The 26,304-nt window shown below is 66.5% G+C and carries 15 protein-coding genes; 12 read left to right on the forward strand and 3 right to left on the reverse strand.

Going from position 1 to position 26,304, the window contains the following annotated elements:
* Positions 1-709: 709 nt before the first annotated feature.
* The 4 genes from BM172_RS20850 (at position 710) to BM172_RS20865 (ending at position 10,514) form a co-directional block, all read left to right on the forward strand.
* Positions 710-3,673: a TonB-dependent receptor gene (locus BM172_RS20850; RefSeq protein WP_081805130.1), complete on the forward strand. Its 2,964-nt coding sequence runs from the start codon at positions 710-712 to the stop codon at positions 3,671-3,673.
* Positions 3,673-6,039 (forward strand): WD40/YVTN/BNR-like repeat-containing protein, encoded by a 2,367-nt coding sequence (locus tag BM172_RS20855; RefSeq protein ID WP_143096572.1) that lies wholly within the window; start codon positions 3,673-3,675, stop codon positions 6,037-6,039. The genes BM172_RS20850 and BM172_RS20855 overlap by 1 nt, the downstream gene beginning before the upstream one ends.
* Positions 6,040-6,110: 71 nt before the next feature.
* The gene (locus BM172_RS20860; protein ID WP_026634815.1) at positions 6,111-7,634 is read left to right on the forward strand and encodes a GH35 family beta-galactosidase; all 1,524 of its coding nucleotides are present in this window, start codon (positions 6,111-6,113) and stop codon (positions 7,632-7,634) included.
* A gap of 15 nt (positions 7,635-7,649) precedes the next feature.
* Entirely contained in the window at positions 7,650-10,514 is a 2,865-nt protein-coding gene (locus tag BM172_RS20865) for a TIM-barrel domain-containing protein (protein ID WP_051548575.1), read from the forward strand.
* Positions 10,515-10,561: 47 nt separating this feature from the next.
* Here BM172_RS20865 and BM172_RS20870 read toward each other — a convergent pair whose 3' ends face one another.
* A complete protein-coding gene (locus tag BM172_RS20870; protein ID WP_026634817.1) occupies positions 10,562-11,728 on the reverse strand; it encodes a XylR family transcriptional regulator in 1,167 nt (388 codons plus the stop codon).
* A 210-nt stretch (positions 11,729-11,938) separates the two neighbouring features.
* Here BM172_RS20870 and xylA point away from each other — a divergent pair, with 210 nt between their 5' ends.
* The 6 genes from xylA (at position 11,939) to BM172_RS20900 (ending at position 21,547) form a co-directional block, all read left to right on the forward strand.
* Entirely contained in the window at positions 11,939-13,255 is a 1,317-nt protein-coding gene (gene xylA, locus BM172_RS20875; RefSeq protein ID WP_026634818.1) for a xylose isomerase, read from the forward strand.
* Positions 13,256-13,260: 5 nt separating this feature from the next.
* Positions 13,261-14,733, forward strand: coding sequence for a xylulokinase (gene xylB / locus BM172_RS20880; RefSeq protein ID WP_026634819.1), 1,473 nt, complete (start codon positions 13,261-13,263; stop codon positions 14,731-14,733).
* Between the two features lie 31 nt (positions 14,734-14,764).
* Positions 14,765-15,790: a D-xylose ABC transporter substrate-binding protein gene (gene xylF / locus BM172_RS20885; protein WP_026634820.1), complete on the forward strand. Its 1,026-nt coding sequence runs from the start codon at positions 14,765-14,767 to the stop codon at positions 15,788-15,790.
* Positions 15,791-15,795: 5 nt separating this feature from the next.
* Entirely contained in the window at positions 15,796-17,337 is a 1,542-nt protein-coding gene (xylG, locus tag BM172_RS20890; RefSeq protein ID WP_026634821.1) for a D-xylose ABC transporter ATP-binding protein, read from the forward strand.
* 19 nt (positions 17,338-17,356) lie between these two features.
* Positions 17,357-18,499, forward strand: a complete 1,143-nt coding sequence (locus BM172_RS20895; RefSeq protein ID WP_035323081.1) for a sugar ABC transporter permease — start codon at positions 17,357-17,359, stop codon at positions 18,497-18,499.
* A gap of 84 nt (positions 18,500-18,583) precedes the next feature.
* Positions 18,584-21,547 carry a bifunctional diguanylate cyclase/phosphodiesterase gene (locus tag BM172_RS20900; protein WP_051548526.1) on the forward strand — a complete coding sequence of 988 codons (2,964 nt, stop codon included), beginning with the start codon at positions 18,584-18,586 and terminating at the stop codon, positions 21,545-21,547.
* Between the two features lie 140 nt (positions 21,548-21,687).
* On the opposite strand, the gene BM172_RS20905 is transcribed toward BM172_RS20900, so the two are convergent.
* A complete protein-coding gene (locus BM172_RS20905) occupies positions 21,688-22,563 on the reverse strand; it encodes a LysR family transcriptional regulator (RefSeq protein ID WP_026634822.1) in 876 nt (291 codons plus the stop codon).
* Between the two features lie 129 nt (positions 22,564-22,692).
* On the opposite strand from BM172_RS20905, the gene BM172_RS20910 reads away from it, so the two are divergent.
* Positions 22,693-23,883 (forward strand): MFS transporter, encoded by a 1,191-nt coding sequence (locus BM172_RS20910; protein WP_026634823.1) that lies wholly within the window; start codon positions 22,693-22,695, stop codon positions 23,881-23,883.
* A gap of 117 nt (positions 23,884-24,000) precedes the next feature.
* Here the strand turns inward: BM172_RS20910 and BM172_RS20915 are convergent, their stop codons facing one another.
* Complete coding sequence (locus BM172_RS20915; protein WP_026634824.1) at positions 24,001-24,234, reverse strand: hypothetical protein; 234 nt, start codon at positions 24,232-24,234, stop codon at positions 24,001-24,003.
* Positions 24,235-24,874: 640 nt separating this feature from the next.
* Here BM172_RS20915 and BM172_RS20920 point away from each other — a divergent pair.
* A complete protein-coding gene (locus tag BM172_RS20920) occupies positions 24,875-26,287 on the forward strand; it encodes an N-acetylmuramoyl-L-alanine amidase family protein (RefSeq protein ID WP_051548528.1) in 1,413 nt (470 codons plus the stop codon).
* Positions 26,288-26,304: the final 17 nt, after the last annotated feature.

The raw sequence follows: 26,304 nt of genomic DNA on the forward strand, positions 1-26,304 counted from the left end.
GGCGCAGCCGCGGCGTTCCGCTTGTGCGCTTTTGCTCTGGCTTTTGATCTTGCTCTTGATCTTCAACCCCCTTGGCGCGGCGGTGAGGGCTGGACGATCAGGCCCCGAAGGGGGCGAGGACAGGAGTCCTCGCCTTTTTGACGGGACATGGATGTCCCGTCAAAAAGCCCGGCCAGCCCTCACGTACCCGGAGGTGACGTAGTCACCGGAGGGCGCCGTGCAGGGTGCCCTTCTCTTTGCCTACTTTCTCTTGGGCAAGCAAGAGAAAGTAGGTCGGGCCGCGGCAGCGGCACGAAACCCTCGCCAACGGCGAGACAAAGCTGCGCGCACCGCGACAATCAAGCGCACCGCAACTGAATTCCTGCCTGCGCAGGAATGACGAGCAAAGCAGATCCCGGCCTGCGTCGGGGTGACGAGCAAAGCGGATTCCTGCCACGCCGGAGTGACGAAAAGGCGGCCCCGCCGCCCCACAAAAACCACTAGAAAACCCACATTTGTCACGATCCATGTGGCAACCGCAAATGAAGAAACATTACCCCCAACATTCAATTTCGTAATTGTGCCCAGCCCCCGCCCATCCCAGCATGCGATCCACCGCAGCCCGGGACGGCGGAAGTCCAGCCACCGAAAGGGGAAATCGGCCGGACCTGCGCAAAGCCGATGGACACCAGTCCACGGACACAAAAATCTGTTGGGGAGTCGAAAGACCATGATCGAGAGATTGCATGGCGGGGCACTGCGCCGCCCGTCCCAGGCGCCCGCGCGCCTCGCCATGGCCGCCGCCATCGGCCTCGCCCTGCTCTACGGCGCCGCCGCGTCCGCACAGCAGGCCCAACCCGTGCAGGACAACGGCGCCCCGGCCAAGCCCGACGCGCAGCCCAAATCCAAGAAGGACGGCAAGAAAGACGAGAAACCGGTGCAGGAACTGGCCGGCGTCACCGTCACCGGCGTGCGCGCCAGCCTGCAGTCCGCCCAGCAGCTCAAGCAGAACGCCGACCAGATTGTCGACTCCGTCACAGCCGTCGACATCGGCGCGTTGCCCGACCGCAGCGTCACCGAAACCCTGCAGCGCGTGAGCGGCGTCACCATCGACCACTTCATGGCGCGCAACGACCCCGATCACTTCTCCGCCGAAGGCAGCGGCGTGATGATCCGCGGCCTCACCCAGGTGCGCAGCGAATTGAACGGGCGCGACGTGTTCAGCGCCAACTCCGGCCGCGGCCTGAGCTTCGAGGACGTGCCGGCCGAGCTGATGTCCGGCGTGGACGTGTACAAGAATCCCTCGGCCGAGATCATCGAAGGCGGCATCGGCGGCACGGTGAACCTGCGCACGCGCCTGCCGTTCGACTCGCCGGGACGGGTGATCGGCTTCACCGGCGGCATCAACGAAGGCGACTTCGCCAAGAAGAGCAAGCCCTCGGCCTCGTTCCTCTACAGCAACGTATGGAAGACCGAGAACCACGGCGAATTCGGCGCGCTGTTCGACATCGCCTACTCGGAACTGGCCACGCGCTCGGACGGCATCCAGGTCGAGCCGTACGTGAAGCGCAATGACGCGGCCGTGCTCAACGGCACCAATTTCAGCAACGTCTATGTCCCGGGCGGCGCCGACTGGCGCACGCTGGACTTCAAGCGCCGCCGCATCGGCCTGGCCGGTGCGCTGCAGTGGCGCCCGACCAAGGATCTGGAGCTGACCAGCCAGGTGCTGCGCTCGGACTACCGCATGCAGTGGGACGAGTTCGGCGGCATCTTCAACGACAGCAGCAACAATGTGCATCCCGCCAACGGCGGCAGCTTCACCTACGACGGCAACGGCGTTTTCCAGAGCGGCTCGCTGGCGTCGGACTCCTGGCGCGGCAACCTCAACACCGACGGCGTGCGCTTCATGGCCGATCGTCGCTACTCGACCCAGCGCACCGTCACCACCGACTGGTCCAACAGCCTCAAGTACAACATCAATGACCAGATGGTGTTGTACGCCGACGCCCAGTTCGTGAAGTCCACCAGCAAGACGCTGGACTTCACGGTGTTCGATTCGATCTACCTGCCCAATGTCACGCTGAGCGTGCCCAACGGCTCCAAGCCAACGGTCACCACTAATTCCGCGTACGCGCTCAATCCGGCGAATTATTTCTGGAGCGCGGCGATGGACCACCACGAGAACAATGTCGGCATCGAGCGTGCCTTGAAGCTGGACCTCGAATACAACTTCGAGGACAGCAAGTGGCTGCGTTACATGAAGTTCGGCGTGCGCGCCACCAACCGCAGCGAGCTGAACAAGAACAACGGCTACAACTGGGGCGTGGTCACCGACAACTGGGCCACCATCGGCAGTCCCAACGGCCTGGCGGACCTCGGCACGTACCTGCCGCACGAGTCCACCCTGTATTCGTACTCGAACTTCTTCCGCGGCGACGTCAACATTCCCGGCCAGCTGTACTTCCCCAGTGACAAGCTGGTGCGCGACTACCACTACGCCTACCAGCAGTTGAATTCGGTCGGCGTGCCGTGGGGCTGGAAGCCGCGCGACGAGTTCCGCAAGCAGGACATCAACAACCAGGGCGAGAAGACCAAGTCCGCCTATGCCGTGCTGTACTTCGGCAACGACGACGCGCTGGGCGTGCCGGTCGACGGCAACATCGGCGTGCGCCTGGTGCGCACGGACGTGGAAGCCACCGGCTTCGGCCAGTACCCCGACCTGACCACCTCGGGCGTGCCCGACAGCATCAAGGCGGTCTACAACGGCACGTACTTCCCGCTGGACGCCCGCGGCCACTACAAGAACGCGCTGCCGAGCTTCAACCTGCGCTTCAAGTTCACCGACGCCCTGCAGTGGCGACTGGCCGCGTCCAAGGCGATGACCCGCCCGGACTTCACCCAGCTGCAGCCGTTCCTGCTGATGAGCGCCACGCTCAACTCGGACAACACCGCCGTAACCAAGTGGAACGGCACGGCCGGCAATCCGAACCTGAAGCCGATGCGCGCCAACCAGTACGACACTGCGCTGGAGTGGTACTTCGCGCCCGCCGGCCAGCTGTACACCACGCTGTTCTACAAGGACGTGCGCGATTACATCTCCAGCCAGACGCGCACCGAGATCTACGGCGGCCAGCCGTTCGAGGTGACCCGTCCGTACAACATGGGCAAGGGCAAGATTCGCGGCGGCGAAATCGGCTACCAGCAGTTCTTCGACTTCCTGCCGGGCTGGCTGAAGGGCTTCGGCGTGCAGGCCAACTTCACCTACGTCGACAGCAAGGGCGGCACCAACAGCGCCACCGACCCGTACTCCAACACCACGGTGACCGGCGTCGTGCTGCCGCTGGAAGGCCTGTCCAAGCGCAGCTACAACCTGGTGGGCATGTACGAACTGGGCAACTGGTCGATGCGCCTGGCCTGGAACTGGCGCTCGCGCTACCTGCTGACCACCAGCGACGCGGCCACCCACTTGCCGACCTGGGCGGACGACTACGGCCAGCTCGACGGCTCGATCATGTATCGCCTCAACAAGAACGTGCAGGTGGGCCTGCAGACCAACAACCTCACCAACGCCACCACCAAGGTCCTGATGGGCCCGACCAGCTACGCCGACGGCACGATCGATCACCGCCTGTACAACCGCGGCTGGTTCGTCAACGACCGCCGCTACGAGCTGGTGGTGCGCGCGACGTTCTGATGCCGGGGGTCCGGAGCAAGGGCGAACCGGACCGCCACGTGCGGTCCGGTTGGCAGGCGGCGCTGGCGGTCTGCCTGCTGGCTTTCGCCGCGGCGGTGGCCGCGGAGGAAGTGGTGCCCTACCGCTACGCCGGCGTGCGTATCGGCGGTGGCGGTTTCGTCAGCGGGCTGGTGTTCCATCCGCGCGAGCAAGGCCTGTACTACGCACGCACCGACGTCGGCGGGGCCTACCGCTGGGACGCTGCGGCACAGCGCTGGGTAGCATTGACCGACTGGATCGAGGCGAAGGACGAGAACCTGCTGGGCATCGACAGCCTGGCGGTGGATCCGTCGGATGCCGGGCGTGTTTATCTCGCCGCCGGTACCTACACCACGCCGCAGGCGGGCCATGGCGCGGTGTTGCGTTCGGCCGATCGCGGCAAGCATTTCGAGCGTGCCGACCTGCCCTTCAAGATGGGCGGCAATGAGCTGGGCCGTGGCAACGGCGAGCGCCTGGCGGTCGATCCGCACGACGGGCGCGTGCTTTTCCTCGGTTCGCGCGGCGCAGGCCTGTGGCGCAGCGAGGACTACGGTGCGCACTGGTCGCAGGTGGAGAGTTTCCCCGCGGTCGCGACGTCGCCATCCGCCAGCGCCGAGAACCCATGGCGGCGCCAGGCGATCGGCATCGTCTTCGTGGAGTTCGAGCCGGCCAGTGGCAAGCCGGGTCGCCCGACACTCACGCTGTACGCCGGCGTCTCCACGCGGGAGACCAGCCTGTTCCGCTCCGACGATGGCGGCCGCAGCTGGAAGCCGGTGGCCGGCCAGCCGGTCGGCCTGCGCCCCAATCACATGGTGCGTGGCGGCGACGGTGCGTACTACCTCAGTTACGGCGACGAGCCCGGTCCCGACAACATGCGCGACGGCGCGGTGTGGAAATACGAGCCGGCGACGGCGCGCTGGACCGAGATCACGCCGTGGAAGGACCAGCACAGCGGCTGGGGCGCGGTCACGGTCGATCCGCATGACCCCAAGGTGCTGATGACCGCCACCTTCGGGCACTACACGCCGAAGGACGAGCTGTTCCGCAGCGTCGACGGCGGCGCGCACTGGACGCCGGTATTCCCGCGTTCCGAGTTCGATCACGGCAAGGCCACCTGGACGCGCGACCACACACCGCACTGGCTGGCTTCGATCGAGATCGATCCCTACGACCCGGATCACGTGCTGTTCGTCACCGGCTACGGCATCTGGGCCTCGCGAGACATGCGTGCGCTGGAGCGCGGCGGCACGGTGCACTGGTCGTTCCAGGACGAGGGCCTGGAAGAAACGGTGGCACTTGGCCTGATCAGTCCGCCGGAAGGCGCGCACCTGCTCAGCGCGATCGGCGATCTCGACGGTTATCGTCATGACGATCTGGATACCGCGCAGCTGCAATTCGCCGCTCCGCCACGCTACGCCAACGGCGAAAGCATCGACTTTGCCCAGGCCCGGCCCGCGCTGATCGTGCGCAGCGGCTTCCTGCGCAAGCCATTCGGCGCGGCGATCCGGGCGGCGTGGTCGCAGGACGGCGGCAAGCAGTGGCAGGCATTCGCCAGCGAACCGCCGGAGGGCGAAGGCGCGGGCAGCATGGCGATCGCGGCGGATGGGCGCGCCGTGGTATGGGCGCCGCGCAATGCGCAGCACGTGTATCTGACCCATGACTTCGGCAAGACGTGGGCGGCCGTCGAAGGTCTCGGGGCTGGCCTGCGGGTCTTGGCCGATCGCGTGGACGCGCAGCGGTTCTATGCATACGACCGCATGAGCGGCGCGCTTTACGCCAGCCGCGATGGCGGCGTGCGGTTCGCGCCGATCGGTGGCGCGTTGGGCGATGCATCGCATGGCCGGTCGCAGACGCGAGTGCAGGCAGCGCCCGATGCGGCTGGCGTGCTCTACGTTGGCAGCCGCGAAGGCGAGTGGCTGCGTGGCGATGACTCGGGGCGCGTGCTCAAGCGCTTCGAAGGCATCACCGGCGTCGACGCCTTCGGCTTCGGCAAGTCCGCGCCGGGATCGGACAAGCCCGTGCAGTTCCTCGCCGGCCGCCTGCATGGCGCGCAAGGCATCTTCCGCTCGCTGGACGATGGAGCGAGCTGGCAGCGCATCGATGACGCGGAGCATCGCTATGGGCGCATCAGCCATCTCGTCGGCGACCCGCGCATCTTCGGCCGCTTGTATTTCGCCACCAGCGGCCGCGGCATCTTCTACGGCGATCCTATCGATACCGCCAGCGTAGGTTGGGGTGAGCCAAAGGCAAACCCCAACAATGCGGCAGCTGCGAATTTGCCGACGTTGGGGTTCGCTGTGCTCCCCCCAACCTACGCCGAGCGCAGGGGCGCGGAGGTAAGGCCATGAGAAGAATGATGCGATATCTGGCTGGTGCCTGGCTTTGCCTTGCGCTCGCTTCGCCCGCCCTGGCCGAAGACATGCCGCGGCTGGTCGCCGAGCACGGCCGCCACGCTCTCCTCGTCGACGGCAAGCCCTTCCTGATCCTCGGCGCCCAGGTCAACAACTCCAGCAACTGGCCCGCCATGCTGGACGAGGTCTGGCCAGCGATCGGCCAGCTGCATGCCAACACCGTGCAGGTGCCGATCGCCTGGGAACAGATCGAGCCGAAGGAAGGCCAGTTCGATTTCAGCTTTCTCGACACGCTGGTCGAGCAGGCGCGGGAACATCGCGTACGCCTGGTCCTGCTGTGGTTCGCCACCTGGAAGAACAATGGCCCGAGTTACGCGCCCTCGTGGGTGAAGTTGGACGACCGCCGCTTCCCTCGCTTGATGAACCGCGAAGGCCGCCGCCTGAACTCGCTGTCGCCGCTGGCCTCCGCCACGCTGGAGGCGGACCGCAAGGCCTTCGTGCAGCTGATGACGCATCTGCGCAAGATCGATGGCGAGCGGCACACGGTGATCATGGTGCAGGTGGAGAACGAGTCCGGCACCTACGGCACCGACCGCGATCACTCGCCGATGGCGGACAAGGTCTTCGCCGGTTCGGTGCCCGAGGCATTGCTGCGTGCGACCGGGAAGCCCGCCGGCAACTGGAGCCAGGTCTTCGGCAACGACGCGGCCGAATTCTTCCACGCCTGGCACGTTGCGCATTTCATCGAGCAGGTCACCGCGGCCGGCAAGGCGGTGTATCCGCTGCCGATGTATGCCAACGCGGCCTTGCGCGATCCGTTCAATCCGGGCCCGCCCGGCGCCTACGAAAGCGGCGGCCCCACCGACAACGTGCTGCACGTCTGGAAAGCCGCCGCGCCGTCGCTGGACGTGCTGGCGCCGGACATCTACAAGCCGGACTACAAACACTACAGCACCTATCTCGAACGCTACGCGCGCAAGGACAATCCGCTGTTCGTCGCCGAGACCGGCAACGACAAGGTCTATGCGCGCTACGTCTATGCGGCGGTCGGTGCCGGCGCGATCGGCTGGTCCCCGTTCGGCATGGATTTCACCGGCTACAGCAACTATCCGCTGGGTGCGCGCAAGGTCGACGACGACACGCTGGCGATGTTCGCCGCCAACTACCGCGTGCTGGCGCCGATGGCGGGCGAACTGGCCGCGGCCGCCTATGCCGGCAAGCTGTGGGGCGCGGCGGAGCCGGATGACACGCACGAGGCGACGCTGGACCTGGGCGAGTGGCAGGCGCACCTGGGCTTCGGGCAGCTGCAGTTCGGCACCGAGCCGCCCAAGGGCAATCCCGACCATGCCGGCGGCGCGTTGATCGCGCAGCTGGCGCCGAACGAATACCTGGTCGTCGCCCGCGACGTACGCGTGAGCTTTTCCCCGGCGCACGGGCGCAAGCCGGATTTCCTGCTCGATCGCGTCGAGGAAGGCCACTACGACCATGGCCGCTGGGTCTTCCGCCGCCTGTGGAACGGCGACCAGACCGACTGGGGTTTGAATTTCATCGGCGAGCCGCGCGTACTGCGCGTGCGGCTGGCCACGTACTGAAGGAACGAGATGCGCATGTCCCCGATCGCAAACCGCAAGTGGATGCCCTGGTGCGCGCTGGCGCTGGCCGTGCTGGCCGGCTGCGGCAAGGCGCCGGAGCAGGCCGATGCCGCCAAGCCCGCCGCCGGCCACGCCGAGAAGCTCGCCGATGGCGTGATCGTCCATCTGGATCAAGGTACGCAGCAGGTGCGCCTGCAGGCGGTGGACGAGCGCATCGTGCACGTCACCGCCGTGCCCGATGGCAAGTTCGAGTTGCCCGGCAGCCTGATGGCGGTGAAGACCGGCGGCGCCACGCACTTCACGGTGGACGAAACGCCGGACGCGGTGACGCTGAAGACGGAGCGGCTGTCGGCGCGGGTCTCGCTGCGCGACGGCGCGGTGCGCTTCCTCGACGCCAGCGGCAAGCCGCTGCTGGCCGAGCGCGCGGATGGCCGCACATTCCAGCCCGAAACGGTGGAAGGCAAGCCGTACTACGCGGTGCGCCAGCGTTTCGAATCGCCCGCCGACGAGGCCTTCTACGGCCTGGGCCAGCACCAGAACCGCCAGATGAACTACAAGGGCGAGGACGTGGAGCTGGCGCAGCACAACATGGACGTGGGCATTCCGTTCGTGGTGTCCTCGCGCAACTACGGCCTGCTGTGGGACAACAACTCGATCACCCGTTTCGGCGATGCGCGCGAATACCAGCCGCTCAGCCAGTCGCTGAAGCTCTACGACGTCGACGGCAAGCCCGGCGGTCTCACCGCCAGCTATTACGACGCCGGCGGCACGCTCAAGCTCAAGCGCGTGGAGAAGCAGCCGGACTACCAGTACCTCAAGGATCTCACGCAGTGGCCGGCCGAATCCCCGGCCAAGACCACCGGCAAGGTGGTGTGGGAAGGCAGCATCGAGCCGGCGGTGTCCGGCGTGCACAAGCTGCGCCTGTATGCCAGCAGCTATGCCAAGGTCTGGCTGGACGGCAAGCTGGTCTACGACGACTGGCGGCAGAACTGGAATCCCTGGTACCACAACCTGCGCCTGCCGATGGATGCGGGGAGCCAGCACAAGCTGCGCATCGAGTGGTTGCCGAACGAAGGCTATCTCACCCTGCTGCATCTCGATCCGTTGTCCGGCGATGAGCAGAACGAGCTTTCGCTGTTCTCCGAGGTCGGCCACGCGGTGGATTACTACTTTGTCGCTGGCGACAACCTCGACCAGGTGATTGCCGGCTACCGCGAGATCACCGGCAAGGCCACCCTGCTGCCGCGCTGGGCGTACGGGTTCTGGCAGAGCCGCGAGCGCTACAAGACGCAGGCTGAAATCCTCGACACCGCCAAGCGCTATCGCGAACTCGGCCTTCCGCTGGACAACGTGGTGGAGGACTGGAGCTACTGGCCGGAAGATGCCTGGGGCTCGCACGATTTCGACAAGTCGCGCTTCCCCGATGCCAAGGGCCTGGTCGATCAGCTGCATGCCATGCACGTGCAGCTGATGATCTCGGTATGGCCGAAGTTCTATCCGACCACCAAGAACTACCAGGAGCTGGACGCCAAGGGCTATATCTACCGCCGCAACGTGGAGAAGGGTGAGGTCGACTGGATCGGCAAGGGCTATCTCAATGCGTTCTACGATCCCTATGCCGAGGAAGCGCGCCACATCTACTGGCGGCAGATCCAGGAAAAACTCGGCGCCGTCGGCATCGATGCATGGTGGCTGGATGCCTCCGAGCCGGATACGCATTCCAACCTCGACATCGCCGAGCGCAAGCTGCGCATGGGCCCGACCGCACTCGGCCCGGGCGGCGCGTTCTTCAACTCGTATCCGCTGATGCACACCACTGGCGTGTACGACGGCTGGCGCCGCGACCACGGCGATCGCCGCGCCTTCATCCTCACCCGCTCCGCCTTCGCCGGGCAGCAGCGCAATGCGGCGGCGACGTGGAGCGGCGACGTGGCTTCGCGCTGGAGCAACCTGCACGACCAGATTTCGGCGGGCCTGAACTTCTCGCTGGCCGGCATCCCGAACTGGACCACCGATATCGGCGGCTTCGCACTGGAGCCGCGCTATGAAAAGCCCGGCGCCGCGGATCTCGACGAATGGCGCGAGCTCAACCTGCGCTGGTTCCAGTTCGGTGCGTTCAGCCCGCTGTTCCGCTCGCACGGGCAGTTCCCGTACCGCGAGATCTACAACCTCGCCTCGCCCGGCTCGCCGGTATACGAAGCACTGGCCTACTACGACCGCCTGCGCTATCGCCTGATGCCATACATCTACACGCTGGCCGGCGATACGTACTGGAAGGACGGCACCATCATGCGCGGGCTCGCCATGGATTTCCCGGGCGATGCGAAGGTGCGCGGGATCGATGACGAGTACATGTTCGGCCCCGCGTTCCTGGTCGCGCCGGTGACGGAGTACAAGGCCACCTCACGTCCGGTGTACCTGCCGGCCGGCGCGGGCTGGTACGAGTTCCACACCGGCAAGTACCACGAGGGCGGCGCGGCGATCCAGGCCGATGCGCCGCTGGCGCGGATGCCGCTGTTCGTGCGTGCCGGTGCGATCGTGCCGACCGGTCCGGACATCCAGTACACCGGGGAGAAGCCGGACGCGCCGGTGACCTTGCTGGTGTATGCCGGCGCAGATGGGCAGTTCTCGTTGTACGAGGATGAAGGAACCACGTACGGCTACGAGAAGGGCCGCTACTCGCGCATTGCGCTGAGTTATGACGACAAGGCGAAGACGCTCACCATCGGCAAGCGCGAAGGCGATGGCAGCGGGGCGCCGGCGAAGCGGCAGTTCGTCGTCCGGGTGATTCGTGCGGACAAGGCGAATGCGGATGGGGTGGATGCGGGCGGCGATAAGAGCGTCGAATACGACGGCACAACGCAGACGGTAAAGCTGTAAAGCCACGGCGTAGGTTGGGGTGAGCCTGCGGCTCACCCCAACCTACGTCAGATCTTGGCCATCCCCAAAAATTGCCTCGGCGTGCAATTGAACTCGCGCCGAAACACCGCATACATATACTGCAGCGACGTAAACCCGCACCGCACGGCCACCTCCGCCAGCGGAATCGAGTTGTCCACCAGCATCGACCGCGCCATCTCCAGCTTGTGCTCGAGAATCGCCTGGTGCACGGTCTGCTTCAGCTCGCGCTTGAAATGCTCCTCGAGCAAGGTGCGCGAGATGCCCACGTAATCCGCCACCTGCTCGGTCTTGATGCCCAGGCAGGCGTACTGCCGGATGTAATGCTTCGCACGCATCACATACGGACTGCGCAGCGGTTCGTGCTGGCTGCTCGCCTGCACGCACAAGCCCACCGGCGGCACCAGCACGCGCGTGCTGGAACAGTCGCCGCCATGCAGCATCTGGTGCAGCACCTGCGCCGCCATGCGGCCCATCTCTTCCGCACCCTGGATCACCGAGGTCAGCGGGATACGGCTGAGCAGCTGCGCCATCGGATCGTTGTCGATACCCACCACGGCGATCTGCTCGGGAATCGGCACGTCGGCCACCACGCAGGCCTGCAGCAGCTGCCGCGCGCGTGCATCGGTCACCGCCACCACGCCGATCGGCTTGGGCAGCGAGCGCACCCAGGCCACCATGTCTTCCTGCGAGCGGCCCCAGCCGCCGGCGCTGGTGGGCGAGCCGCGGTAGACCATGCCTTCCAGGCCGTCGGCCGCGATCATGCGCAGGAACGCGTCCTCGCGCTCCTGCGCCCAGCGGTTGCCCGGCGAGGGCGGCAGGCCGTAGAAGGCGAAGCGCTGCAGGCCCTGCTCGATCAGGTGGTCATAGGCCACGCGCACCAGCTTGGTGTTGTCGGTGGCCACGTAGGGGATGTTGGCCGGATAGCGGCTGTCATCCGCGTAGGAACCGCCGATCGCCACTACCGGGATGGACAGGTGCGCCAGTGCCTCTTCCACGGTGGGATCGTCGAAGTCGGCGATGATGCCGTCGCCGCGCCAGTGCTGGATGCCCAGCGTGCGGCAGCGGAAATCCTCTTCCAGGAACAGGTCCCACACCACGCGGGTGGATTTCAGGTACTGGCCGATGCCGGCGATCACCTGCCGGTCGTAGACCTTGTTGGCGTTGAACAGCAGGGCGATGCGATGGGGCGTCATGGGCGTACCAGTGGCAGTAACCGACGGCACCTGCCGTAGATCATGGACGCTACCAGTTCGCCCTTGCGCCCGCATGTCGCAACGCGACAGGGAAAAAGAATGGTCAGGTGACGGATTTCGCAATTGCACCAAAACAGCGCCGATTGCAGCATCCGGAGCATCCGCAGCCGACCCTGAATCCCCCGGGCGGCTCGCACGGGAGGCTTTCCGATGAGTTATTTCGAACACGTGGCGCCGATTCGTTACGCCGGCGCTAAGACGGACGATCCGCTCGCATTCCGTCACTACGATCCGTCGCGGGTCATCCTGGGCAAGCGCATGGACGAGCACCTGCGCCTGGCCGTGTGCTATTGGCACAGTTTCGTGTGGCCCGGCATGGACATGTTCGGCGCCGGCACCTTCCAGCGCCCCTGGCAGCAGGCCGGCGACCTGATGGCGCAGGCCCATGCCAAGGCCGACGCGGCCTTCGATTTCTTCCAGCGCCTGGGCGCGCCGTTCTACACCTTCCACGACACCGACGTCGCCCCGGAAGGCGCCAACCTGGCCGAGTATTCGCGCAACTTCGCCGCCATGGTCGATGTGCTGGAGGCCAAGCAGGCCCAGACCGGCATGAAGCTGCTGTGGGGTACCGCCAACCTGTTCAGCCACCCGCGCTACGCCGCGGGCGCGGCCAGCAGCCCGCAGCCGGAAGTGTTCGCCTACGCCGCCAGCCAGGTGTTTCACGCCATGGGCGCGACGCACCGCCTGGGCGGCGCCAACTATGTGCTGTGGGGCGGGCGCGAGGGCTACGACACCCTGCTCAACACCGACCTGCGCCGCGAGCGCGCGCAGCTGGGCCGTTTCTTCCAGATGGTGGTGGAGCACAAGCACAAGCTGGGCTTCCAGGGCACCATCCTGATCGAGCCCAAGCCGCAGGAGCCGACCAAGCACCAGTACGACTACGACACCGCCACCGTGTACGGCTTCCTCAAGGAGTTCGGGCTGGAGCGCGAGGTCAAGGTCAACCTGGAAGCCAACCACGCCACCCTGGCGGGGCACTCCTTCCATCACGAGGTGGCCACCGCGATCTCGCTGGGCGTGTTCGGCAGCATCGATGCCAACCGCGGCGATCCGCAGAACGGCTGGGATACGGATCAGTTCCCCAACAGCGTGGAGGAACTGACCCTGGTGATGTACGAGATTCTGCAGGCCGGCGGTTTCACCACCGGCGGCTTCAACTTCGACACCAAGGTGCGCCGCCAGAGCGTGGATGCGGCCGACCTGTTCCACGGCCATGTCGGCGCGATCGACGCGCTGGCGCTGGCGCTGGAGCGCGCGGCGAAGATGATCGACGACGACCGCCTGGCCGCGTTCAAGGCACAGCGTTATGCCGGCTGGGACGCCGGGCTGGGCCAGCAGATCCTCGACGGCGGCTACACCCTGCAGGCTCTGGCGGACGAAGCGGCCAAGCGCGACCTGCGCCCCGGCCACGTCTCCGGCCAGCAGGAGCGGCTGGAGAACCTGGTCAACCGCTACATCTACGGTTGAGCCCGATGTTCCTCGGGCTGGACCTGGGCACCTCCGCGGTCAAGGCCGTGCTGGTCGATGCGGCCGGCGCGGTGCGGGCCGTGGCCTCGCAGCCGCTGACGGTGTCGCATCCGCGACCGCGCTGGTCCGAGCAGGATCCGGTGGACTGGTGGCGCGCCGCCGTCGCCGCCATCGATGAGTTATTGCAGGCGGCAGCACGGGACGGCATTCCGGCCAGCCGCGTGGCCGCCATCGGCCTCAGCGGCCAGATGCACGGCGCCACCCTGCTCGACCGCAGCGACCGCGTACTGCGTCCGGCCATCCTGTGGAATGACGGACGCAGCGACGCGCAGTGCCGCTGGATGGAAACGCTGCCGGACTTCCATGCGATCACCGGCAACCTCGCCATGCCCGGCTTCACCGCGCCCAAGCTGGCCTGGGTGCGCGAGCACGAGCCCTCGGTCTTCGACGCGGTGGCCAAGGTGCTGCTGCCGAAGGACTACCTGCGCCTGTGCCTCACCGGCGACTACGCCAGCGACGTTTCCGACGCGGCGGGCACCTTGTGGTTGGACGTCGGCAAGCGCCAGTGGAGCGACCCGATGCTGGCCGCCTGTGGCCTCAGCCGCGAGCAGATGCCGGGCGTGCACGAAGGCAGCGAATCCGCCGGCCGCCTGCGCGCCGAGCTGGCCGAGCGCTGGGGCATGGCGCGCGTGCCGGTGGCCGCGGGCGGTGGCGACAATGCGGCCGGCGCGGTGGGCGCGGGCATCGTGCGGCACGGACAGGCGATGCTGTCGCTGGGCACCTCCGGCGTGTACTTCGCCGTCTCCGACGGTTTCCTGTCGCGGCCCGAACAGGCCGTGCACAGCTTCTGCCATGCCCTGCCGGGCACCTGGCACCTGATGTCGGTGATGCTCAACGCCGCCAGCTGCCTGGACTACACCGCGCGCCTCACCGGCCATGCCGACGTCGGCGCCATGCTGGCCGAGGCACAGGCCGCGCCGCGGCGCGACGACGGCCCACTGTTCCTGCCCTATCTCACCGGCGAGCGCACGCCGCACAACGACGTTCACGCCACCGGTTCGTTCACCGGCCTGCAGGCCGACACCACCCGCGCGGACCTCGCCAACGCCACGCTGGAAGGCGTCGGCCTGGGGCTGCTCGACGGCATCGAAGCGGTGGACGCGGCCGGCCTGCGCGCGGATCGCGTGGCGGTGATCGGCGGCGGCACGCGCAGCGCGTATTGGCTGCAGATGCTGGCCGATATCGCCGGCCGCCCGCTCGAACTGCGCGCGGGCGGCGACGTGGGCGCCGCGCTCGGCGCCGCCCGCCTGGCGCACCTGGCCGCCGAGCCGGGCGCGCGCATCGACGAAGTGTGCGCCATGCCGCCGCTCGTGAGCGAATACCTGCCCGACGCCGCCCGACATGCCTACTATCGCGAACACCGGCAGCCGCGGTTCCGCGACACCTACCGACGGTTGCGCACCGCGACGACGCCTTGAGCGGCCGGCCATTCATTTGAGGGGAACACCCATGAAGCGTTTGTTCGCGCGAGTCCTGCTGGCCCTGGTCGCGACCGGCCTGGCCGTGGCCGCACTCACCGCCTGCAGCGGCAAGGCCTCCGACCAGCCGAAGATCGGCTTCTCCATCGACGACATGCGCCTGGAGCGCTGGACGCGCGACCGCGACTACTTCGTGGCCGCCGCTGAGAAGCTGGGCGCCAAGGTCTATGTGCAATCGGCGGATGGCAACGAGCAGCGCCAGGTGCAGCAGCTGGAGAACCTGATCTCGCGCGGCGTGAACGTGCTGGTGATCGTGCCGTTCAACTCCAAGGTGCTGGACAACGTGATCGCCGAGGCCAAGCGCAACGGCATCAAGGTGATCTCCTACGACCGCCTGATCCTCGGCGCCGACGTCGACGCCTACATCTCCTTCGACAACGAGAAGGTCGGCGAACTGCAGGCGCAGGGCGTGCTCGATGCGGTGCCCAAGGGTAATTACTTCCTGCTCGGCGGCTCGCCCACCGACAACAACGCCAAGATCCTGCGCGAAGGCCAGCTGAAGGTGCTGCAGCCGGCGATCGACCGCGGCGACGTCAAGATCGTCGGCCAGCAGTGGACGCCGGAATGGGATGCCTCCAAGGCGCTGCGCATCGTCGAGGACGCGCTCACCGCCAACCACAACGATATCCAGGGCATCGTCGCCTCCAACGACGCCACCGCCGGCGGCGCGATCCAGGCGCTGGCCGCGCAGCAGCTGGCCGGCAAGGTGGCCGTGTCCGGCCAGGACGCGGACCTCGCCGGCGTGCGCCGCGTGGTCGACGGCACCCAGGCGATGACCGTGTACAAGCCGCTGAAGACTATCGCCACCACCGCGGCGGAGCTGGCGGTGAAGCTGGCCAAGGGCGAGGCGCCCACGTACACCGGCAAGATGAACAACGGCAAGAAGGACGTGGATTCGGTCCTGCTGCAGCCGACCCTGCTGACCAAGGACAAGGTGGACGACACCGTGATCAAGGACGGTTTCTACACCCGCGAACAGATCTACGGCGCGAAGTAAGCGCGATGGCCGGGGAAAGCTGCCTGTTCGAGATGCGCGGCATCGCCAAGTCCTTCGGCGGGGTCAAGGCGCTGGACGGCATCGACCTTCGCTTGCGCGCGGGCGAATGCCTGGGGCTGTGCGGCGAGAACGGCGCGGGCAAGTCCACGCTGATGAAGGTGCTGTCCGGCGTCTACCCGCACGGCAGCTGGGACGGCGAGATCCTGTGGCAGGGCCAGCCGCTGCGCGCGCGCTCGGTGCGCGACAGCGAGCGCGCCGGCATCGTGATCATCCACCAGGAACTGATGCTGGTACCGCAACTGTCGGTGGCGGAGAACATCTTCCTCGGCCACGAGATCACCCGCCCCGGCGGCCGCATGGACTACGACGCCATGTATGCCAAGGCCGACGCGCTGCTGCAGGAGCTGGGCCTCCACGATGTCAACGTGGCCTTGCCGGCGATGCATTACGGCGGCGGTCACCAGCAGTTGTTCGAGATCGCCAAGGCGCTGGCCAAGCAGGCGAAGCTGCTGATCCTGGACGAGCCGACCTCGTCGCTGACCTCCAGCGAGACCGAGGTGCTGCTGGGCATCGTCGAGGATCTCAAGCGCCGCGGCGTCGCCTGCATCTACATCTCGCACAAGCTCGACGAGGTGGAACGCGTGTGCGACACCGTCTGCGTGATCCGCGACGGCCGCCATATCGCCACCCAGCCGATGCATGAGCTGGACGTGGACACGCTGATCACCCTGATGGTCGGCCGCAAGCTGGAGAACCTGTATCCGCGCATCGAGCACGCCATCGGCGAGGTGATCTTCGAGGCGCGCCACGCCACCTGCCTCGACCCCGTCAATCCGCAGCGCAAGCGGGTGGACGACGTGTCGTTCCAACTGCGCCGCGGCGAGATCCTCGGCATTGCCGGGCTGGTCGGCGCCGGGCGCACCGAGCTGGTGAGCGCGATCTTCGGCGCCTACACGGGCAAGAGTTCGGTCGAGCTGTTCCTGGAAGGCCGTCCGCTGAAAATCCGCTCGCCCGCCGATGCGATCCGCGCCGGGCTCGGCATGGTGCCGGAGGACCGCAAGCGCCACGGCATCGTGCCGCTGCTCGGCGTGGGCGACAACATCACGCTCGCCACGCTCGATCATTACGCGCACGCCGGCCATATCGACCGCCAGCGCGAGCTGGTGGCCATCGAGGCGCAGATTGCCGAGCGTCGCGTCAAGACCGCCAGCCCCGCCCTGCCGATTGCCCGCCTCTCCGGCGGCAACCAGCAGAAGGCCGTGCTGGCCAAGATGCTGCTGGCGCGGCCGAAGGTGCTGATCCTGGACGAGCCCACGCGTGGCGTCGATGTCGGCGCCAAGGCCGAGATCTACCGGCTGATCTTCGAGCTGGCCGCGCAGGGCGTCGCCATCGTCCTGGTCTCCTCGGAGATGCCGGAAGTGCTGGGCATGGCCGACCGCGTGCTGGTGATGGGCGAAGGCCGGCTGCGCGGCGATTTCCCCAACCAGGGCCTGACCCAGGAACAGGTGCTGGCCGCGGCGATCGATACTTCCGCGCGCGCCGCCTGACTTTCTCTACGGAAACCGCATGCAAGCCCAGTCCATCCAGCAACTGTTCGCCCGTTACAAGATCCTGGCCCTGCTGCTGGCGGTGGCGGCGATCTGGGTCTTCTTCCACGTGGCCACCGGCGGCGACTTCGTCACGGCGCGCAACGTGTCCAACCTGTTCCGGCAGATGGCCATCACCGGCATGCTCGCCTGCGGCATGGTGTTCGTGATCATCGCCGGCGAGATCGATCTGTCGGTCGGTTCGCTGCTGGGCCTGCTCGGCGGCGTGGTGGCGGTGCTGACGGTCAACCAGGGCTGGTCGACGCCGGTGGCGATCGTTGCAGTGCTCGGGCTTGGCGTATTGATCGGCCTGTTCAACGGGTTCTGGGTGACGCGCCTGCGCGTGCCTTCGTTCATCGTCGGCCTGGGCGGGATGCTGGCATTCCGCGGCGTGCTGCTGGGCACTACGCACAGCGCGACCATCGCGCCGGTACCGGCCGACCTGGTCTACCTGGGCCAGGGCTATGTGTCGCCGCTGTGGTCCACGGTGCTGGGCGTGGCGATCTTCGCGGTGGTGGTCGCGCTCGCCGTATTGCGCCGTCGCCGCCGCGCGCAGCTGCAGATCCGCCAGCTGCCGTGGTGGGCGGACCTGCTCAAGGTGGTGGCGATCGGCGCGGCACTGGGCGTATTCGTCGCCACGCTCAACAGCTATGGCGGCATCCCGCTGCCGGTGCTGATCCTGGTGGCGCTGCTGGCGGTGTTCTCCTACCTGGCCTCGCAGACCGTGCTGGGCCGGCATATCTATGCGGTGGGCGGCAACCTGGAAGCCACGCGGCTGTCGGGCGTCAACGTGGCGCGGGTGAAGCTGGTGGTGTTCGGCATCATGGGCCTGATGTGCGCCTTCGCCGGCATCGTCAACACCGCGCGCCTGGCCGCGGGCTCGCCCTCGGCCGGCACCAACGGCGAGCTGGATGCGATCGCGGCGTGCTTTATCGGCGGCGCTTCCATGCGCGGCGGCGCGGGCACGGTGCACGGCGCGCTGATCGGCGCGCTGGTGATGGCCAGCCTCGACAACGGCATGTCGATGATGGATGTGGACACGTACTGGCAGTACATCGTGAAGGGGGCCATCCTCGTGCTTGCCGTGTGGGTGGACGTGCTGTCCCGCCCGCAGCGCGACTGAACACGCGGGCCCGCCGCCGCCCTCCGCAAGGCCACGACATCGGCTTCACCGCTTTTTCGCAGGTGTGATTCCTATCCTCGCGGCATGGAGGGACTGATCCGCCAGGCGTACCGACGTTACGACTTCGCGGTTTCGGTCGCCGCGGTCGGCCTGGCGGCGGCCGCCTCGATCTGGCTGACCCGCTTCGGCGGCCCGCTGGCCACGGTCTGGATCGCCAATGGCCTGGCCATTGCCGCGCTGATGCGGCGCGGCGGCGAGGGCATGCTGCGCTTCCTCGCCATCACCACGGCGATGGTCTGGCTGCTTGGCGTGCTCGGCGGCTTCAGCGCGCTGAATGCGCTCAACCTCACCCTGGTCAATGCGCTGGAAATCGGCTGGGTGGTGCGCATGCTGTCCGGCAGCGAGGGTGTCACCTACCTGGAACAGCCGCTGGGCGTGCAGCGCTTCATCGTGTGGGCGGTGGTGGTGGCGCCGGTGGTCACCTCCGCCCTGGCCGCGCCGGTGCATGCGCTGGAGACGGGTGCCAGCGTGTGGCTGACCTTGGGCATGCGCTCGTGTTCGCATGCGCTGGGCAATGCCATCGCGGTGCCGCTGGCGCTGGGTATTGCGCGCTGGCGGCATATCGCGCCGCTGTCGCAGCAGCGCGCGCGACGCAGCCTGCTGGCCCTGCTGTTGCTGGCACTGGCCACGGTCGGCGCCTTCGTGCAGCCGGAGGTGCCGGGCCTGTTCGTCGTATTTCCGCCGCTGGTGCTGCTGGCGATGGTCGGCAACCGCCGCTGGGGCGTCGGCGGCGTGCTGATGGTGGCGCTGCTGGGCGGCTGGCTGACCGTGATCGGACAGGGACCGATCGCCGAACCGGGGACACCGCCCGCACTGGCGACCATGCAGTTCCAGCTGTTCGTGCTGTGCTGCATCGCCGTGGCGCTGCCGCTGGTCACTTCGATGGAGCAGCGCCGCCGCCTGGGCCGCACCTTGCGCGGCAGCGAGGCGCGCTACCGCATGCTGGCGGAGTACTCGCACGACCTGGTGCTGTTGCTCGATGCCCAGGGCTACTGCAAATACGTTTCGCCGGCGGCCTACCCCATCCTCGGCTATCGCCCCGACAAGCTGGTGGAGAGTTCGCTGCAGAGCCTGATCGACGAGGCGAGCCTGGCCACGGCGGTGGAACTGTGGCGCCGCCTGATCAACGGCGACCATCCGGGCACCACATTGCTGCGCATGCGCCACGCCGACGGCTCGTATCGCGTCATGGAAGCGGCCGGCGGCGTGATCGACGAGGAACCGGACCGGGTGATCCTCACCCTGCGCGACGTCACCGCGCGCATCGGCGCGGAAGAGGCCCTGCGCGAGGAGCGCCGCCTCACCGACATCACCCTGAAGGCGATCGGCGATGCGGTATTCACCCTGGACCGCGAGGGCCGCCTCGGCTTTGCCAACCCCGCCGGCGCCGAACTGCTGGCGCGTTCCACCCAGCCCTTCGCCGACAAGCTGGAAGACCGCCTGCCGCTGTGGCGCGCCAGCGAACGCGTGCGCGAAGACCATCCCGTGCGCACCGCCTTGAATACCGGTGCGCCGGCCGGCCCGCTGCTGTGCGTGCTGGAACCGGAGGGCGAGCCTTCGCGGGCGATGGAATGCTCGGCCGTGCCGATCCGCAACGAGCTGGGCGGCGTGATCGGCGCGGTGTTCGTGCTGCATGACGTGAGCGCGATCCTGGCCTTGTCCGAGCGCATGTCGCACCTGGCGCATTTCGATGCGCTCACCGACCTGCCCAACCGTCCGCTGCTGCTGGAGCGGCTGTCGGCCGCGCTGGGACGCGCGCGGCAGGGTGCGCATCACCTGGCGGTGGTGTTCATCGACGTGGACCGCTTCAAGCAGATCAACGACACGCTGGGCCACGTGGCCGGCGATGCGGTGCTCAAGCAGGTGGCGGAACGGTTGCTGTCGGCGATGGGCGCCGGCGATACGGTGGCCCGGCTGGGCGGCGACGAGTTCGTGGTGCTGATTCCCGCAGTGAACGATCGCGACGCGGTGGCAGCCTGTGCATTGCAGGCGCTGGAAGCGCTGAGCGCGCCGATGCGCGTGGGCCGGCGCGAGCTGCGGCTGACCGCCAGTATCGGCATCGCCATGTTCCCCGACGACGGCGACGAGCCGGACCTGCTGATCCGCCATGCCGACATGGCGATGTACGCAGCCAAGCGTGCGGGCCGCAACGACTACCACTTCTACATCTCCAGCATGGATGCGGGGGCGCAGGCCGAGTTCGACCTCGAGAACGCCCTGCGCGCGGCGCTGGCGCGCTCGGAGCTGTTCCTGGATTTCCAGCCGCGCGTGGATACCAGCGATGGCCGCATGCTCGGCGCCGAGGCATTGCTGCGCTGGCGCCGCACCGACGGCACGGTGTGCCGGCCGGATGCATTCATTCCGATCGCCGAGGCCAGCGGCCTGATCCTGGTGATCGGCGCCTGGGTGCTGAAAGAGGCCTGCCAGGCCTGCCGCGACTGGCAGGACGGCCCGCTGCGCGACGTCGGCGTGAGCGTGAACATCTCCCAGCTGCAGTTCGGCCGCGAGAACTTCCTGCAGCTGGTGATGGAGGCGCTGCGCGAGGCCGGCCTGCCACCGCACCTGCTGGAGCTGGAGCTGACCGAGAGCATGCTGATGGAGCCCACCGACGCGGTGCGCCAGCGCATCGCGGGATTGAAGTCGCTGGGGGTGAATCTCTCGATCGACGACTTCGGCACCGGCTATTCCAGCCTTGCCTATCTGCGCCGCTTCGCCATCGACACGCTGAAGATCGACCGCAGCTTCATCGCCGACATGGCGGACGATCCGGAAGACGCCTCGGTGATCCACGCCATCATCGCTTTGGCGATCAGCCTGGGTAAGCGCGTGGTGGCGGAAGGTGTCGAGACGCAGCGCCAGGCCGACCTGCTGGCCGCGCTGGGCTGCCACGAGATGCAGGGGCATCTGTACAGCCCGCCGGTGGATGCGGCGCGGCTGGCGGAATTTGCGCGCAGGCGTGGCGCCGCCCGGACACGCAGGTTGGGGTGAGCCGCAGGCGACTGCGAAGGCAGGATGCCGTAGCGAACATCCGCGTAGCGGATGGCTCGAAGGGCGGGCTGCTGAGGCAGCCCGTAACTCCAACGGTGCGGTGCGTTCGGATGTCGCGACGTTGGGGTTCCCACCCCAACCTACAACAACCGCTCTCCCACAAAATCCACGAACGCCCGCAGCTTCGGCAGCATGTGCCGCCCCGACGGCCACAACAGATAAAACGTCCCGCACACCTTCGCGTACTCCTCCAGTACCGGCACCAGCTCGCCCGAGGCCAGGGCCGCGCGCACCGCATGCTCCGGCACATAGGCAATGCCGCGGCCGCGCTGAGCGAAGCACACGCGGGTGTCCACGTCGTTGCACACCATGGCGATCGGAATCTCCACCTCCGGCGGCGTGGGCCACACCTCCAGCTTGCCGCTGGTGGGAAAGCGGTAGTGCAGGCAGTCGTGCAGCAACAGGTCGGCCGGTTCGCGCGGCGTGCCCTTGCGCGCCAGATAACCGGGCGAAGCGACCAGGCAGCGGCGGAAGGTGCCGATGCGGCGCGCGCTCAGGCGTGAATCGCCGGGCTCGCCCACGCGCAGCACGGCGTCGAAACCTTCCTCGATCACATCGACCAGGCGGTCGTCGAAATCCAGGTCCAGCCGCACCTGCGGATAGGCCTGCATGAAATCCGACAGCACCGGCAGCAGCAGGCTGCTGGCCAGCGGCAGGCTCACCCGCAGGGTGCCGCGCGGTTCGCCGGACGGGTCGGTGAGTTCCGCTTCGGCCAGTTCCAACTCGTCCAGCGCACGTCGGCAGCGCGCCAGGAACAGCTGGCCCTCGGCGGTGAGTGCCACGCTGCGGGTGCTGCGGTGGAACAGGCGCACGCCCAGCTGCTGTTCCAGCCGCGCGATGGCCTTGCCGACGGCGGAGGCGGAGACGCCCTGCAGGCGTCCGGTCTCCACGAAGCTGAGGGTGTCGGCGACCTGCACGAAGGTCTGCAGGACGCCAAGACTGTCCAGGGATTTCATGGATTGCGGAAATAAAGTTCCGGAAAGCCCGGAACTCTACCCGTCTTTTTCCGGCGGCGCGCGGTATCTAACTTATGGCTCCTCTTAAGAAAGGAGCCTTTCCATGCAGCCGATCCCGGAATCGCGGCGATGAGCGCCGCCGACAAAGCCCTCCCTTGCGAAGCCTGCGAGCCGACGCCCGCGCGCCTGCCCATGCTTGGCCTGCTGGCGCTGGCCTGCGGCGCCTTCATCACCGTGCTCACCGAATGCATCGTGGCCGGCCTGCTGCCGGCGATGAGTCGTGATCTGGGCATCAGCGAGGCCGCAGTCGGCCAGCTCACCACCGTCTATGCGCTGGGTTCGCTGCTCACCGCGATCCCGCTGGTCAAGCTCACCAGCCACCTGCCGCGCCGGCCGCTGCTGATGGCGGCGATCCTCGGTTTCGCACTGGTCAACAGCGCGATGGCATGGACCGATGCCTATGCGCTGATGCTGGTCTCGCGCTTCTTCGGCGGTGTCGCCGCCGGCCTGCTGTGGGCGCTGCTGGCCGGCTATGCCAGCCGCATGGTGGCGCCGCAGCTGCAGGGGCGCGCGATCGCGGTGGCGATGGTCGGCACGCCGCTGGCGATGTCGATCGGCATTCCCGCCGGCACGTGGTTGTCGCAGCTGATCGGTTGGCGCTGGGTGTTCGGTCTGATGTCGATCCTGAGCGTGGCGCTGGTGGGCTGGTCGCGCGCCGCGCTGCCGCCGGTACCCGGCCTGCCGGCGCGGCATGGCGGTTCGCTGCGCGAGGTGCTGGCGCGGCCCGGCCTGCTGGCGGTGTACGTGGTGATGCTGCTGGCCGTGCTGGCGCACAACGTGCTGTACACGTATATCGCGCCGTTCGTGGCGCTGTCGGGCTCGCAGGGGACGCTGGACCGCCTGCTGCTGCTGTTCGGCGTGTCGTCGGTGGTCAGCATCGCGGTGACCGGTGCGCTGATCGATCGCTGGATGCGCGCGCTGATCGCGCTGGGCATGGCGCTGTTCCTGCTGGCGGCGGTGGCGATGGCCTTGTGGCCGACGTCGCAGGCGGTGCTGGTGGGTGCGGTGGTGGTGTGGGGGCTCGGTTTCGGCGGCGCGGCGACGCTGATCCAGACGGCGGTGGCGCGGCGTTCGGGCCAGCAGCAGGATCTGGGGCAGTCGCTGGTGGTGGTCGGCTGGAACCTGGCGATCGCCGGCGGCGGCGTGGTGGGCGGGGTGATGCTGAAGTCGGGCGGCGCGGCGTTGCTGCCGTGGGCGCTGGTGGGATTGCTGATGGTGACGCTGTGGGTCGCGGTTCCGGCGAAGAAAGCGTGGGCTTGAACGACGAGGCAGGTTGGGGTGGGCCGGAGGCGAACCCCAAGGTTGCGTTGGGGTTCGCTTCGCTCACCCCAACCTACGCCTCTTAAAAAAACCGAACGTTTGGTTTTCTCTCCGCTCCTACGGATATCCCCACTTCCACATCAAATCATTCGCCCGATTGATCAAGGCCTTGCGATACGCCTCGATGATCATCCGCGCATCGGTGCTCAAGCCGGAATCCCATCCGCGATCCATCGCTTCGAACAGCGCATGCGCCACTGCTGCGTCGTATTCGATCTTGGTGGGGTCGAAATCCTCGGGCGAGGGTCGGTAGTTCCCTTCGACGCAACGCATCGGTGCTTTCAAGCGCATCGCACTGTTCTCCGCCGGGTGGAGGTCGGCGATTACAACAAGCGCGAGCAGGAGCGTGTAGTAGCCAAAAGGCCGAGGCGATGCATTCGGTGGCGCGCTACGTCGTTGGCCTCGTACTTGCTGTCGTCGCTGCGCATGCTGACCACGACGAGGTTGTCGCCTTCGGCATCGGTCCAACCGTGGCTTGCTCGAAGTCGCCCTTGAAGGCGACGCCGGGCGGCAGTTGCGTGACGGAAGGCGCTGCCTGTGCGGCTATGGCGAATGCGCACAATAGCGCGATGGCGAGTCGGTGCATGGATGCGTCCTTGCATGATGATGGAAGCCATTGTCGATCGAGAGAGCTGGATGTCTTAAGCCTGAGGTGTCCCGCCGAGCGCAAATCGATGCATCTGCGGAACGCCCGATTTTCGGATTTCTACGATTCTCTGCTAAAGAAGACTTCTCTGATAGTCGCGCGTCCGCCGAGTTTCTACGATGCGAGTTCCATAAGCATCAGGGGTGGATACCTATGCGCTGGTTGTGCACGTTCGCCATGGCGAGCCTTATGTCATATCTCGCTTTAGTACCTGCTTCCTCGATGGCAATAGCCTTCGCACAGCTGGAATCCACGCCACATCCAGGTACCCGTTCAGGGCGAAGCATGCCGATAGAACTGATCGCTGCCGGGGCGAGGCGGCAGATGGAGCAGCACCTGTCCCGTCGCCTGTACGAGGCGGCCAACGGGCGCACGTGGTTTGACGAGAGGCAGGGACCTATCAACGTAACCGTAAAGTTCGATGACGCAGGACAGCTACTCGTCGATCTTGGCCCGGGTCTGGGCGAGTTGTCGAACACAGCGGAAATGGAGGATCTCGAAAGCTGGCTCATTAATGCCGCGGATCTGGAAGTGGCCGACAGGTTTACCCATCGAGGCATAGTTTTCCGGTTCGACGGCAAGGATATGTACTTCTACCATCCGGAGGAGCGTCCGCCGCCGCCGCGGCGAAGCGCTAGCCTCAATGGCGTGCCGCGAATTGTGCTGTCGCCGGGACATGGCTACTACCGGTTGTATGGAAAGAAAGATAACTATTCATGGGTATTCCAACGCAGTGAGCAGCACGGCGTGCAGGAGGATGTCATTACCATGGAATATGCAGAGCTCCTGCAGGAGGAGATGCGCCAGCGAATCTGGGGTGCGGTGCCGGTGCTCGCGAGGTTCGATGCCTCTTACACTCATGCCGAGACCAAGCAGCCCTGGCGCCATATATCGGCTCGCTACTACCTCGCTTGGCAATATCCAAAGAATCCTGAGATATGGCACTCACTGCCTGACGATAAAACGCAAGGCAGGGAGCGCTTGGAAGACATCAGGAGTCGGCCGTTTTTTGCCAATCATGTCGATGCCGCTGCCGCCGTACACCTCCATACAAATGCCGAGCCATCCGGTACGGTGAGGGGGACTCGGGTCTATTACCACAGAGGCTCGCCAGAAAGTAAAAAGTTGGCGGACCGCCTCCTGTGTGGCATGAAAGAAATTGTTCGGTCCTTGCCTCGATACGAGGACTTTCCGATGGACGAAGAAGCAAGGAACGATGGGAACTATGGTGAGAACCGCTTGGCTGCCATGCCATCTGCTCTTGTAGAGCTGGCCTTCCACTCCAATAAGGGGGACGCGGCAGCATTGCTGGATGATGACTTCAAGAAGGCAGTCGTTAGTGGTTTGACGAAAGGGTTCAAACTTTATCGAGAAGGCGCGGAGTGTGAACCGTTCATGGTGGAACTGGGTGAGGGATACGGATATACCAATCACATTGGAACAGTTACATTGAGTTTTAAGGGGTACCCTAGAACTCCAGTCGACTTTCACTTCGAAGAGTTTGATTGCGGTCCATTGGCGACCGAATGCATCAATCAGTATGGATCGAGGTACTCGGTATCTTCCCCTATGTATTACCCCTTGCGCTGTCCAAACAGACCCGGCCCTCACAAATATCGACTTACTATGACTGATGCGGACGGTGTGATATCCAATGCCGCGGAAGGCGAGATCAATTGCAAGTTTGTTGATTGGTGATAGTGGCGGCTAGTGCG

This window comes from Dyella marensis, from assembly GCF_900112865.1.
Classification (GTDB): Bacteria; Pseudomonadota; Gammaproteobacteria; order Xanthomonadales; family Rhodanobacteraceae; genus Dyella_D; species Dyella_D marensis_A.